Raw genomic sequence first — 13,072 nt, 5'->3', positions numbered from 1 at the left:
CCTCCTAAAGCGGTTAAAGTCTACACCTGATTAGGATGAAGCCGAGCAGCCGGAAGCTTTACCTCGTTGGTCCGGTATCGCTCTGCTGTTTGTCCCGGGGTGATGGACAGCGCGACCGAAATTGTTTCGCCATCCATCTCGGCCGAAGCCTTGACAAGGTCCCCTTCCTGGCAGATCTGCGCGGCCGGCAGCTGCCCGGACTCATTCAGCGCGAGCTGGAACAGCCACACCGATTCCTGAACCGCATGAAAATCGAATTCGCGCTCATCACCGCTATACAATACATAATCCGCATGAATCGCGTCATCCGTACGTTCGCAGCGCAGCCCCAGCTCCCCGTAATCGGAACGCTCATGAAGCAGCTTAACCGCCAGACTAACCTCTCCAAGCCGCAGCTGCCATGCTTTGCCTTCATGTACCTCCGGCAACTCCAGCCCAGTCGTCACGCCGCCGATTTTCAAACGAATCCTTAGATCGCTTGCCCGGAATCTGCCGTTGATTTGATCCAGATCCGAGTGCCAAGCTCCGTTATCCGTCAGTAAATTAAAACCGAACAGCACGTTCGTGCGCGCTTGTACGCCTGCAAACATCGCCGAACAGAAATCACCGCCGTCCTTCAAAAATTGCAGCTGAACGTATACCGGCTCTCCTTCGACATTCACATAAGCGAGCATGTTCCGCCGCTGATTCCACATGACGCCTTTGCTGAATGTGCCCAGAGACAAGCGTTTATTCTGGAATAACGTCGCATAGACCTGATAGCCGGTGTCCGCCTCCATCAGTGTGGCTTCCGTCAGATAGCGGGTTTGAGCCGTTTGAAATAATCCGCGGTACGCCTTCGGACAACGGATGTTTTCTCCGAATTCGAACCTTTCCTCGAGAAGTGCTTCGTACAGAAACTTGCGGTCATCCGGCTGCAGCAGCGTGCTGTAAGTCCGGCTGTGCGGCCCGCTCCACTCTCCCGTGCCGGCATGAAAATGCTCACCGGCCATTTTCCAAGCGAGCTCGATCAGCTCATTCGCGTAAGCAACTGCCTCGGAAGACGCCGAGCAGACAGCAATGCTGTGCAGCTCGCGGATCGCAATCGGCGTATAGCAAGGGCTGTTATATTCCGAAAACGTGCCGATTCCGAACGTAAAATCATAAAAACGTTTCATGCGTGCTAAGCCGTACTCTTTATATTCATCTACCTGCAAAAGCTCGCCGCCAACCAGCGTGACGAACGCGCCCATGATCGCAATATTCGTGTAATGCGGACCGACGTTGCGTATAATGATCGCCCGGCATGCATGGGAAATCGCCGCTTCGATCTGCTCCGCCAGCTCCGCCCGCAGACGCTCCCTATGCTTCATCAATATAAGGATAAGCCGTTTGCCGTGAAAATCAGCCATGTTCCAGTCGGGCCGATCCATTTGATCAAGCGGCTCCTCGAAGAAATACGGCCAGATCCCATAGGTGTCGGAGGACGGATTCTGATCCTGCAGCGGGACCACCCGCTCTAAAATCCCATTGGCTCTCGCAATATGCTCGGCCTCCCCCGATTCAAGCAAGTCGTACGCGTAGCCGGCTGCTGCAAGCAACGCGTATACCTCGGGGTGTTCGCTGCTCTTCAGCGCCGTATGGTAGGTAGCCGTAAGCGGCGTTCGAATGAGCTGCAGCTTCTCGTCATACGCTGCCGTTTTTCTCCGAATGCTTTCATCCAGCTGTTCTCTATTCATGAGACGATTCCCCTCTCCAGAGTGCTTCCGATAGAAGCATCAGCACTAATCCTTGCCCATAAAGCGTTGCATAGGTTGGTATGGCATTATACGCCTCAACGCTCACCATCACCGGTGTTCCTCCAGATACGCCGGCCACGATGCCGTCTTCGCCAATATTATCAATAATCGCCTTCAGCGCACGGCGAGCGGCTGTCTCGTAGCGCTGCTCCGGCAGCAGCCAGCCGCCATCGCCCGCCTTCCATAGCCCGTATGCGATGCCTGCGCTTCCGGACACTTCGCGGTAATAATCCGGCTGATCAAGTACCGTACTCCACAAGCCGTCCTCGCGCTGAAACCGAACAAGTCCGTCCATCAAGCGGCGGTAACGCGCCAACAGCTCCTCCGACACCTGCACGAGCGGCGCGATTTCCTTCAATATCATCGGCACGCCAGCAGCAATCCAGGCATTCGCCCTCGTCCAGCGTGCTGCGGACATATGGTCCGCGGTACTGCAGTTCCAGCCGTGGAACAGGACGCCGCTCTCTCTGTCTTCAAGCAGAGTCAGGTGAAGAAGCATCTGCTTCTGCGCTTCCTGTGCATAGGCTTCATTTTTGAGCAAAGACGCCGTTCTCGCTAAAAAAAGCACAGCCATAAATACCGTATCCGCCCATACCTGCTCGGAGAATTCCACATTCTCGGTCACTGTATGTTCGAATGCTTGCTCTCTCGTCCGCGGCGCTTCCTCCATCAGCCACTTGGCGACACGCGCAGCCTCGTCCTTGAATCCGATATCGCCCGACTCCCGGTACAAGGCTGGGAAAATTGCAAACGGGGCAATCGCGTTAATGACGAGCTCTGCCTCCGTTGTCATTTTGTTGCGCGCCGCCCATTCGGCCAAAAAACCTATAATAGCCGGATCGCCGGTCGTTTCGTAATAGTCCAGCAACCCAATGACGCCTACGCCCGGAACCCAATCCCACTTGTGAATGTCCATTCCCCAATTACCGGTATAATCCCGCTTCATCTCGTTCCATACGTTCTCTGCATGTTGTTTTAACGACAATGCCCTCACGCCTTTCCCTTGATAATACGGTTATATTACCACTCTAATAGGGCTCAGCTCTTGGGCATGCGTCTTAAAAAAAGTGGGAAAAAGTCCAGCTATACTAACTGTCTCATACTGGGCTCGGTTGACTCTTCGCCTGATTTTCCCGAAGCTCCGATTGCCCCTAGACAAAGGAGCCTGTCCTATGTGATAATAACTTAAACGTTTAAGTCATTGATTGCGCTTTTGACAGCAGTGGCTGCTGCTCTTGGATGGCACTGTTAGCTTACTAGGCCGCATCGATTGATGAAGGAGCTGTTTTCACATTAAAAAAGCTACGCTTAAGGATATTGCAAAGCTTTCAGACGTTTCTGTCGCAACAGTCAGCTACGTACTCAATAACGTCGCCAAGCAAACCATTCCCGACGAGACTAGATCTCGCGTGCTCGACGCCGCGAAGCAATTAAATTATGTGCCTAATTTGGCCGCCAGATCGCTGGTAAAGCAGAAATCCGGCTTGATCGGCATTCTGATCAACCGCGCAGAAAACGAAGGATTTTGGAGACAGTTCCGTTACTCGCAATTTATAAACCGGCTGGAGCAGCTGCTCTCGGGCTACGGCTACCATGTCGTATTATTTGGCCTCGATGCCGCAAGTCCAAAGCTCGATATCATCTCGGAACGCAAGCTTGACGGCGTCTTTGTAGTCGATGTCAAAACGGAAAATTTCCACCTGATTTCAAGTCATTTTTCAGTTGGCGTACCGCTCATCGTGGTAGACAGCATCATCGACGATGCCTTATTTTATAAGGTTAACTATGATTACCTAGATGCTTTCGAAACGATGCAGGCCACCACCTCCGTTCAATACGAGTATGTGATCATTGATAATTTCAATAACAAAGAGCTCCTGGAGCATATTGCCTTTGCTTCGAAATTGGGGCCCGATTCTATTCATATTATGCAGAATGACCAAGCACTAGAGCTGTTTCTGAGAAAGCACGAACATAAAAAAGGGATTATCCTGAACGAATTTGCAGCCATTTCGGCAGCCAAATATGTGGACCCTGCGAATTTAACGGTCATTTGCTCAGCAGGCTGTCCGGAGATCCTACCTCTCTCCGCTGGCCGCTTCACTTTTGGAGATCGCAAGCCCGAAGCTGCTTTTCAGCTTATGCTGCAGCTGCTGGACAATTCAATGAAAGGGCCTGATAGCAGCTATATTCATGTAAAAGCCGATAATAATTAATGACGTTACAAATTTTCAGTTGATGTCGATGATGGTTTTCTATTAGCAGATTTCGATCTGCTTTTTCTACGACAACTTAAACGTTTAAGTTGATAGTTGATGGTTGTTGGTCGATAAGTGCCGGTTTAAGGGAAACTACCAACGGAGTTGGTTAGCCAGGATTAATTAATTTATTTGTTCCATACTTTCATTAAGGAGGCTGAACCATGCTTGAATTAGCTAAAGAATCCAAAAGCGAGACGCCGAAATCGGTCCGTCAGCCTGGCAGTCATGCGGTGTCCTTATGGCGAAACCGGACATTTCTAGCCGTTTTCTCCAGCTATAGCTTATCGCTGCTTGGCAATACGTTTCACAGCATTGCCTTAAACCTTTGGGTGCTGCAAACAACCGGGAGCGCCAAACTCATGTCGGTCGTCCTTATCACTCATCTTGTCATCAGCATGCTCTTCGGCTCGTTCGCAGGCACTGTTGCGGATCGCGTGGACCGTCGCACCCTTATGTGGATAACGGATATTATCCGTTTCGTGCTTGTAGGGGCGATTGCCTTACTCATTTTTTTGCCTCATATTCCGTTTGTCTTTATTGTCCTGCTAACTGCGCTCGTCGCATTTACCGGTGTGTTTCGAACGCCCGCTTTCCAAGCCTCGCTCATCGAAATCGTTGGTAAAGAACAGCTGACAAAAGCGGTAGGGGCAATCAGCATCTCAGACAACATCATTCGCATTTCCGGCTTTGCGTTAGGCGGCATTGCCGTCGCTGCATTCGGCGGTGCTTTTGCAATAGCGATCGACGCTGCAACCTTCCTGCTCTCCGGCTTGCTTCTGCTCTTTGCGGGCAAATTCCCCTATAAAGCATCCAGGGACACGGCAGTATCCAAAAATTCCTTCAAGGAGGATCTCGCAGCCGGTTTCCGCTACGTGTGGAATGAACCGTTCGCCAAAGCCGCCGTTATGCTGCTTCCGCTTGTCATGTTCTTCTTTCTATCCACCTTCATGCTCATTCAGGTGATGGCCGTACAGGTATGGCAGGCTAAACCTTTCATTTTCGGGCTTATGGAAGCCTGTATTCCGCTAGGCTACGTGATCGGCTCCATTCTGATTATGAGACTGGATACAAAGCTGAAAAGCAGAGGAAAATGGATCATAGGGAGTATGATCCTGATGGGGCCGTTATTCATCGCCATTTCGTTCATGACTGCGGCCGCCGCCGCGCTGCCGCTTATCCTGCTTGTGGGCTTCCTCTTCTCCTTCAGTACGACGATCATTTTTATCGTGCTGAGGGTAGCGATCGAACCATCCATGCAGGGCAGAGTGTTCGGACTAGTTGGCTCTTTAACGAGCGTTGCCCCGCCAGTCGGCTTAGCCGTCTTCTCGACGCTGTCCGATCTTTACGGCCCGGCCGTCATTATTGCAGCAAGCGGCGCAGCTATGCTCTTGATGGGGATGATCGCCTACAATCAATTGAAAGCGATCCGCGACTTCGACTAATTGAAATCTAACCCTTCAATGAGCCTGCAAGAGCGCCGGATATGAAATAACGCTGGAGGAAAATAAACAACGCGATCATCGGCAGCGCCGTCACCACGACTCCGGCAAGCAGCACGGGGTAGTCCGTAATATATTCGCCGCGGAATTGCAGCATGGCGAGCGGTCAAACAGCGCCTTAAAGTTGTGGAACGACAAGGATTCCGGCAGCCCCAGCGGATTCGCATAAAACTGCGGCGTTGTCTTTAATGACGTAAATAACACGATCAGCAGCGGGACGAGAATAACGGCTGCGAAGAGCAGCAGCATGGACCTGCCTAACCATTTTAGAACCACACGAATTCACCTGCCTGCATACTAGTAGGATACGCGATCCGTCCGAAGCGCGCGGAATTGAAGAAAGGTTATGAACGAAATGAGCACAAGGAAATACACGGATGCCGTTGACGCTTTGCCAAACGTATAATTCATGAATGCTGAGTTATAAATCACAATCGAAAGCGTAGCGGAATACGTCGGCATTGACCGTACCCATTTTTCCAAAACCTTCAACAAAGCCTTTAGTTTGTCGCCCATGAAATTCGTGCAGCAGCTGCGGATGAACGAAGCGGCACTGCTGATGAAGCAAACGGATTACAAGCTGGCGGAAATCGCACAATCCGTCGGTTATCCCGATTTATTCTCCTTCTCCAAAGCATTTAAAAAGCAGCTTGGCGTATCGCCGAACACCTACCGCAAGCAGTAGGAGCCCAAAACAAAAAGAGGGAACTGCACCTATTGTGCAATTCCCTCTTTCGTTATTACTTTATAATCACGGTGCTGTAAGGAGGCAGCGTCAGCTTTCCGCCATCAAGCTTCGCCCCGCTGCCCGTTGAGCGAGTGAGCTCCTCGAAGCTGCCGAACACTTCTGATGGCTGCAGATCCGTTGTTTGCTCCTCGCCTGATAAATTGTGTACGACGAGTACTCTTTCCTTGGCGATAGCCCGAACATATACGCTAAGCTTCTGGTTAGCAAGCTCCAGCTTAAACTCCGCTATGCCGCCATCTCTTAAAGCAGCTTCCTCGTTCCGCCATTTAATCAGCTCGCGATAATGATTCAGCATCGACTGCTCATCCTGCGTCTGAGCTTCGACGGAAACGGCCCCCGGATCGGGATTATAGCGCGGCTTTTCCCAAGTCGTCTGGCCCTCTCCCCCGTCTTGAGAACCGTACCACGGCATCGGTTCCCGAATATATTCATCCGGCTTTGCGCCTTTCAAGCCAAGCTCCTCGCCGTAATAAAGATAAGGCGTGCCCGGAAGCGTCAGCAGCATCGCCGCCGCCATTTTTGCATGGTCGAGATTGCCGTTTAGTACAGTCATCACGCGATTTTGGTCGTGGTTGCTAAGGAAAGGCGCATCTACGAACGTTCCGCCGGAAGACTTCTCGTAAACACCGTAAGCGCGTCCGAGCGAAAACGCAAGATCCGCATCTTGCTCTTTATCCGCTGCGCTGAGCAAGCGTCCGGCAATATCGAAGTGAAACGCCGAATTCAGCGCTTGATCAAAGTAAGGCGCAATCACGGTCAGCGAATCCCAAACCTCACCAATCAAATAGGCATCCGGCTTCACCTTGGTCATGCCCGCGCGGAACTCCTGCCACCAAGCTTTGTTCTTTGCCTGGATTTCCGGCGTGATTGCCGTAGAAGCGAAATCGCCGTAAATATGCTTAGCCGCATCCAGCCGGAAGCCGTCCAGCCCCTGCTCCAGCCAATATTGACCGATTTTGATCATTTCCTCCCGAACCTTTGGCTCGTCAAAATTAAGGTCCGGCATGCCTTCCCAGAATACGCCCAGATAGTTGAGGCTGCCATAGCTATGCCACGGATCGCCGCCCACTGCGCCGTCCGCTCTCACCTTTTCATCAGGGTTAGCAAAAGTATACCAGCTGCGGTAAGGGCTTTTCTCGTCCGCCAGCGCTTCCTTAAACCAAGGATGCTCTTTGCTCGTGTGATTCACGACGAGATCCATTATGATTTTGATATCACGCTTATGCGCTTCCTCTAGCAGCTTCTTTAAGTCATCCAGCGTGCCGTACTCCGGATTGACGGCGTAATAGTCCGTCGTGTCGTAGCCATGGTAGCTGGGTGAAGCATTAATCGGCATCAGCCAAATTCCGCCGATACCCAGCTCCTTTAAATAATCGAGCTTGGCGGTTACGCCGTTCAAATCGCCGATTCCGTCTCCATTCGTATCGTAGAAGGAACGGACAAAGATCTCATAATACACCTTACCCGGCTGCTCATCTACCGCATAAGAAGCAGCTGCAGGCTCGCCGCCCGCACTGTTTTCCACATCCTCGACGATGGTTTCATTGTTTGGTTTATTGGCCGATTTCTCGCCATCATTCCCGTTCTGGGATGAGCAAGCTGCGAGTATGGCAAGCAGCAATGAGCATAATAGAATAGCTCCCGCATGGCGCAAACGTTTGTCCTTCATTTCTTTTACCCTTTCGATGCGCCGGACATCAATCCTTGCACTAGGAAGCGCTGCAGGAAGACGAACAGCAAAGTAATCGGAATGGCAATCAAGACCGCACCGGCGGCAAATAGCGTAAAGTTACTATTTTGATAAGAGTTGACCAGGTCCCACATCCCGACGGCAAGCGTCCAGTTGTCTTTGCTGCGCAGCACCAATCTGGCAAAAATAAAATCAACCCAGGAGCCCGCAAACGTCGTCAGCGCCACATACGTCAGCATCGGACGCGACAGCGGAAGCATGATTTTCACAAAAACCTGCAAATGCGAAGCGCCGTCGATTCGAGCCGCTTCATCCAAGCTCCGCGGAATCGTATCGTAGAAGCCTTTGACGACAAATCCGCCCAGCACCGCACCTGCGGAATATACGATAATTAAGGCTGCGTGCGTATCCAGTAGGTTTAGCTGCAGTAAGAAAATGAAGATCGCGATCATGCTCATAAAGCCCGGGAACATGCCAAGGACGAGCATTATCGTCAATGTCATCTTACGTCCGCGGAAGCGGAAACGCGATAAGGCATACATACTGAGCGTGACAAGTATCGTGGAGAAAATCATCGTTAACGTCGCGATTTTCAGCGTATTCATGTACCAAACCCCATAGCGGAAGCTTGGGCTGTTGAACAACTCCTTGTAATGTACAATAGTGAAGGAGTCCGGAATAAGACTCTCGCTAAATAGAGCCGTACCCGGGCGGAGTGATGATAGCAGCACCCAAAGAGCAGGATAGATAGCGCAGACGGCGATCACGATCAGAACGAAATAGCTCAGCGTCAGTCGAACAAAGTTAGCGGTTTTGCGGCCCATTTTCATTGAATCATATCCTCCTCTTTGAATGACCGCGAGCGGCGATAGTTATAAATGGAGAACGATGCCACGATCAAGAAAATAATGATCCCGATCGCTGATGCCATATTGAATTGGCTATTGTTAAGCGTCAGTTTATACAGCCAGGTTACAAGCAAGTCCGTGCTGCCTGCAAATTGATAGTCCCCTTTAACCGGGTCGCCGTTCGTAAGCAAGAAAATAACGTTAAAGTTGTTCATGTTGCCGGCGAATTGCGTAATCAAAATCGGCGCAGTCGAGAACAAGACAAATGGTAAAGTAATGATTCGGAATTTCTGGATGCCAGTCGCCCCGTCTACGTCGGCCGCTTCATACAGGTCTTTAGGAATAGCCGTCAATACACCGAGAATAAGTACCATCGACACCGGAATACCAATCCACATATTAACCACGATAACCGTTACCTTAGCCCAAAAAGGATCTGTCAGCCAAGGCAGCTTGCCCATGCCGAAGTAGCCTAAATATTGATTGACCGGACCGAATTGCCCGTTAAACAGATTTTTCATAACCAGCAAGGAAATAAGCTGAGGAATCGCGTATGGAATAATGAAAATCGTACGCCATAATTTTTTGAAGCGAATCCCCTTCTGCTCGATGAGCAAAGCGACCAGCAAGCCGCCGAAATACGTCGTTACCGTCGCGATAACCGCCCAAACAATCGTCCAAGTAAATACGCCTACGAATGTATGGCTCCACGTCTTGAGCGTCAACAGATTAGCAAACGTTTGAAAACCTACCCAGTCAACCAGTTTAGCCGGCGGAATATGATCAGGCGACGCATAGTTAGTGAAAGCAAGCATGACCATGAAGATGATCGGCATTATGGTTAGGAACAATACTCCTAGTGCCGGCAGCGTCAGCATTAAGTGTGGAAAACTACGATCCATCACATAAGCTAATGTTTGCTTGAAGCTTGTTGGCTTAATCCCTTCATCTCTTCGGTTGCCCCCCCGATGTGCATCGCGGATATTCATAATATAGATTACGATAAAAAGCGCGAATAACAATAATGTAATCAAACCGCTAATCAACAGAAAGATCGAATGATCCCCTTCTACACGAACACTGATTTTACCAATTTTCTCTAGTCCTTGTGTTTTATCGCCTAGTGTTACGACACCCCAAATGGCTCTGCCTAAATTCGGAATGAAATACATAAGTGCCGCCGCTTCGACAGCGAGCATAATGATGCCCTTTATAAATTGACGGTTATACAATTGTCCAAGACCCATTACGAGCAGTGACAATAAAGCCGCGGTGTTGCGATGACGATTCATCCCGCCTGACTCCCTTCCTTTCATATAAAAAACATCTTGCTCTGGATGATAAACATCGGTTCACCCGCCGAATCGATTCGGCGGGTGAACCCGATGAGTTGATACTATTTCGCTGCCGCGGCGCCGTTGTTAGCGTCTTTGATTTGTTGAACGGCATTGTCAAGCGCTTCTTTCGCATCCTTGCCTGAATTCCATACGTCAGCGAAGGCTGCACCGATTGGACTCCAAACGTTGCCCATCTCAGGGATGGATGGCATTGGCGTTGATTGGTTGAACTGCTCAAGGAAGCCTTTAACGATTTCATTTCCTTGCACGGCAGGATCCGCAGCAGCTTCATTGTTAGCAGGAATTGCGCCCGTCAGCTCAAAGTTTTTCAGCTGTGCTTCTTTAGTCGATGCAAAGTAAGAGAATAGACGAGCAGCATTCGGGTATTTCGAGAATGAGTTTACATACCAAGCTTTAATACCCGAGAAGGAAGAAGCAGGTTGGCCGTTAATGCTCGGCAATGGCGCTACGCCGAAATCGATTCCTGCGTTTTTGTAATCGCCAATTGTCCAAGGACCGTTAATATCCATTGCCAGTGTACCGCCAGTGAACAAGCCTTTTTTAATATCGTAGTTGATATCGCCGGAGTTCAAAGGCAAAATGCTGTCTTTCAGGGAACCGTAGTATTTCAGGCCGTTAATGGCGCCTTCTGTGTTCAAACCGATATCATCTTTGTTCTGGCCGTTATCGCCGTAAACATAGCCGCCTGTCGAGATGAACGGATAGCTGAAGTAGAAGTTACCAACATCCCACATCAAACCGTATTTGTTATTTTTCGTGTCATTGAATGTCTTCGAAAACTCAACAACCTCTTCAAACGTTTTTGGAGCTTCTTTGATTAGAGCTTTGTTATAAAATAGTGCATAGGTTTCAACCGAACGCGGATATCCATAAAGCACACCGTCATAAGTTACCGCATTTACGGCGATTTCCGAGTTTGCGCTTTTGGATTGCTCTTCGTAATAATCATTTGGCAAAACCAATCCTGCCGTAACCGCTTTACCAAGGTTATCATGCGGGAACAGTACAACGTCTGCGCCAAGACCGGCAGGGCCGTCTGTAACCAGCTTGTTAACTTGATCTCCTGCGCCGATTTCCTCGAATTTAATTTCGATTCCGTATTTTTCAGTAAATTCCTTCGCGATTGCTTCGACAAAAGGACGCTCTTCTTTACTTTCCCATACAAGCAAGGATGCGCCTTCCTCTGGAGTTATCTCTTCGGAAGCTGCTGCTCCTTCATTTGCATTCCCCGCTGTGTTGTTCGTGTTCGCAGGAGCATTTGTTGCGTCAGCCGCATTTTCCGTTTTCCCACCGTTGTTCGAGCCGCCGCATGCGGATACGATAAATAAGGCAACAATTAATGACATTACAAACCACTTTTTCATGCTAGGTGATCCCCCTCCATAATGTGTTCCATGCCTTTACTGAATCGGCGCCGTTCAAACGGTTCTTCATGATCCTTTACAGCAGAATTCCTCGTACAATCCATTTGATTATCGCTCGCAGCCGCTTGTTCCCATTAGAAACAGCTCTTTTCATGCGTTGCGCAAACGTTTGTACAACCTGTTGTAAAAAATGCTCCGCAATCAGCATTTTTGCCGTTTTTCGCGATGCATGTCAGAAGGAACTGCTTTGAAAGCGTTCTATTCGTGGCTTCATCATACAACAAGGCAGTGCATTTGTTAAAACGTTTGCACAGTTCAATATTCGGAATAAATATTCGGTTATCTCCTCTTTTCTTCGCTTTTCTCTCTCTCATTCAGTTTTTTATCATTTGTGAAACGCTTAACTAACATATATATTTACTTTTAGGCAACAATTGCATTAGGATGAAGCATATAAAGCACGCATGATTGCGCAATGGGGGAAGGGCTTACTATGGTAACCATTAAAGATATTGCTAAAGCTGCCGGAGTGTCGCCTTCTACGGTTTCCAGGGTCGTTTCTAATCACCCTCGCATAAGTAAGGCTACAACGCAGAAGGTCAAACGGTTTATGGAGGAAATGGGCTATCATCCAAACGTGATGGCGAAGAGCCTTGTCTCAAAAACAACCCAAACGCTGGCTATAATGCTGCCCCGCCCTGCCGAAGAGCTCTTTCAGGATTTTTTCTTCGGTGAATTGCTGCGCGGCATACTGACACAATCGACAAGAGCAGGCTACGATATGCTGCTTGCGGCTGCAACTTCTCCTAGCGATGAAATGGAAACGGTATCTCGCCTTGTGTTCGGACGCCGGGTAGACGGCGTAATTTTGTTATCGTCACGGGTAAATGATCCTTTAATCGACCTGCTGAATAAACATAGCTTCCCTACCGTATTGATTGGCCGGACCGAGGATCGTCCTAATATATTATCCGTCGACAATGACAATGAGTTGGCCGCCTATGATGCGACTCAGCATTTAATTTTACAGGGCCATGAAAGAATCGGCTTCGTCAGCGGACCGCCAGCGCTTACGGTTGCGCATGATCGGATGGAGGGTTACCGACGGGCGATGCATGAAGCCGGCTTGCCGGTCCGATCGGAATGGATTGTGGAGGGCGAATTTCTTCAACAAAGCGGCTATCGCGCCATGTCCTTCATGATGAGCTTGCCTGAGCGGCCAAGCGGCCTCGTCGTCATCGATGATGTTGTCGGATTCGGCGTACTGCGCGGCCTGACGGAGCTAGGTTATAAGGTTCCGGAAGATTTGAGCATTGTCAGCTTCAATAATATTGCCCTATCAGAACTGGCTACGCCTCCGATCAGCTCCATTGACATCGGAACCTATCAGCTTGGCTATACGGCATCGCAAATGCTGATCCGTTTCATCCAAGAAGAGAGTGTGCATCAAAACCGAATGATTATTCCGCACAGACTAATTGTTCGCGATTCATCCATACAGAACATATCCAAAAGGAGCTGACCCC

General features: G+C 49.7%; 12 protein-coding genes. 4 read left to right on the top strand and 8 right to left on the bottom strand.

The features are described 5' to 3' along the window. Positions 1–20: 20 nt before the first annotated feature. A complete protein-coding gene (locus tag RCO25_RS04780; protein WP_308994993.1) occupies positions 21–1,718 on the bottom strand; it encodes a hypothetical protein in 1,698 nt (565 codons plus the stop codon). After that, positions 1,711–2,763 carry a glycoside hydrolase family 88/105 protein gene (locus RCO25_RS04775; protein WP_374992062.1) on the bottom strand — a complete coding sequence of 351 codons (1,053 nt, stop codon included), beginning with the start codon at positions 2,761–2,763 and terminating at the stop codon, positions 1,711–1,713. Before RCO25_RS04775 ends, RCO25_RS04780 begins: the two co-directional genes overlap by 8 nt. Positions 2,764–3,070: 307 nt before the next feature. Between RCO25_RS04775 and RCO25_RS04770 the strand changes: the two genes are divergently transcribed. Further along, entirely contained in the window at positions 3,071–3,994 is a 924-nt protein-coding gene (locus RCO25_RS04770; RefSeq protein WP_308995157.1) for a LacI family DNA-binding transcriptional regulator, read from the top strand. Positions 3,995–4,200: 206 nt separating this feature from the next. Next, positions 4,201–5,481 (top strand): MFS transporter, encoded by a 1,281-nt coding sequence (locus RCO25_RS04765; protein ID WP_308994991.1) that lies wholly within the window; start codon positions 4,201–4,203, stop codon positions 5,479–5,481. A 90-nt stretch (positions 5,482–5,571) separates the two neighbouring features. Here the strand turns inward: RCO25_RS04765 and RCO25_RS04760 are convergent, their stop codons facing one another. Both RCO25_RS04760 and RCO25_RS04755 read right to left on the bottom strand, forming a co-directional pair. Next, a complete protein-coding gene (locus tag RCO25_RS04760) occupies positions 5,572–5,814 on the bottom strand; it encodes an ABC transporter permease family protein (RefSeq protein ID WP_308994990.1) in 243 nt (80 codons plus the stop codon). A gap of 21 nt (positions 5,815–5,835) precedes the next feature. Then, positions 5,836–6,054 (bottom strand): hypothetical protein, encoded by a 219-nt coding sequence (locus RCO25_RS04755; protein ID WP_308994989.1) that lies wholly within the window; start codon positions 6,052–6,054, stop codon positions 5,836–5,838. Between RCO25_RS04755 and RCO25_RS04750 the strand changes: the two genes are divergently transcribed. Next, positions 6,044–6,223: a helix-turn-helix domain-containing protein gene (locus RCO25_RS04750; RefSeq protein WP_374992061.1), complete on the top strand. Its 180-nt coding sequence runs from the start codon at positions 6,044–6,046 to the stop codon at positions 6,221–6,223. The two genes, RCO25_RS04755 and RCO25_RS04750, sit on opposite strands and share 11 nt — an antisense overlap. 55 nt (positions 6,224–6,278) lie before the next feature. Here the strand turns inward: RCO25_RS04750 and RCO25_RS04745 are convergent, their stop codons facing one another. From RCO25_RS04745 to RCO25_RS04730, 4 genes are all read right to left on the bottom strand, one after another. Then, a complete protein-coding gene (locus RCO25_RS04745; protein ID WP_308994988.1) occupies positions 6,279–7,955 on the bottom strand; it encodes an alpha-amylase family glycosyl hydrolase in 1,677 nt (558 codons plus the stop codon). 5 nt (positions 7,956–7,960) lie between these two features. After that, positions 7,961–8,800 (bottom strand): sugar ABC transporter permease, encoded by an 840-nt coding sequence (locus RCO25_RS04740; protein WP_308995155.1) that lies wholly within the window; start codon positions 8,798–8,800, stop codon positions 7,961–7,963. A 2-nt stretch (positions 8,801–8,802) separates the two neighbouring features. Further along, entirely contained in the window at positions 8,803–10,116 is a 1,314-nt protein-coding gene (locus RCO25_RS04735; protein ID WP_308994987.1) for a carbohydrate ABC transporter permease, read from the bottom strand. Between the two features lie 104 nt (positions 10,117–10,220). Then, a complete protein-coding gene (locus tag RCO25_RS04730; RefSeq protein WP_308994986.1) occupies positions 10,221–11,546 on the bottom strand; it encodes a sugar ABC transporter substrate-binding protein in 1,326 nt (441 codons plus the stop codon). Between the two features lie 493 nt (positions 11,547–12,039). Between RCO25_RS04730 and RCO25_RS04725 the strand changes: the two genes are divergently transcribed. Beyond that, a complete protein-coding gene (locus RCO25_RS04725) occupies positions 12,040–13,068 on the top strand; it encodes a LacI family DNA-binding transcriptional regulator (protein WP_308994985.1) in 1,029 nt (342 codons plus the stop codon). Positions 13,069–13,072 lie beyond the last annotated feature (4 nt).

It is taken from the genome of Paenibacillus sp. LHD-38 (assembly GCF_031157315.1).
Lineage (GTDB): Bacteria > Bacillota > Bacilli > Paenibacillales > Paenibacillaceae > Pristimantibacillus.
Note: the sequence above shows the minus strand (reverse complement) of the source record. Positions and strands in the feature narration are given on the sequence as shown.

Coding starts and splice junctions, on each gene's coding strand:
- RCO25_RS04780 (WP_308994993.1), bottom strand. CDS start 1,718: ATGAATAGAGAACAGCTGGATGAAAGCATTCGGAGAAAAACGGCAGCG.
- RCO25_RS04765 (WP_308994991.1), top strand. CDS start 4,201: ATGCTTGAATTAGCTAAAGAATCCAAAAGCGAGACGCCGAAATCGGTC.
- RCO25_RS04755 (WP_308994989.1), bottom strand. CDS start 6,054: ATGGGCGACAAACTAAAGGCTTTGTTGAAGGTTTTGGAAAAATGGGTA.
- RCO25_RS04745 (WP_308994988.1), bottom strand. CDS start 7,955: ATGAAGGACAAACGTTTGCGCCATGCGGGAGCTATTCTATTATGCTCA.
- RCO25_RS04740 (WP_308995155.1), bottom strand. CDS start 8,800: ATGGGCCGCAAAACCGCTAACTTTGTTCGACTGACGCTGAGCTATTTC.
- RCO25_RS04735 (WP_308994987.1), bottom strand. CDS start 10,116: ATGAATCGTCATCGCAACACCGCGGCTTTATTGTCACTGCTCGTAATG.
- RCO25_RS04730 (WP_308994986.1), bottom strand. CDS start 11,546: ATGAAAAAGTGGTTTGTAATGTCATTAATTGTTGCCTTATTTATCGTA.
- RCO25_RS04725 (WP_308994985.1), top strand. CDS start 12,040: ATGGTAACCATTAAAGATATTGCTAAAGCTGCCGGAGTGTCGCCTTCT.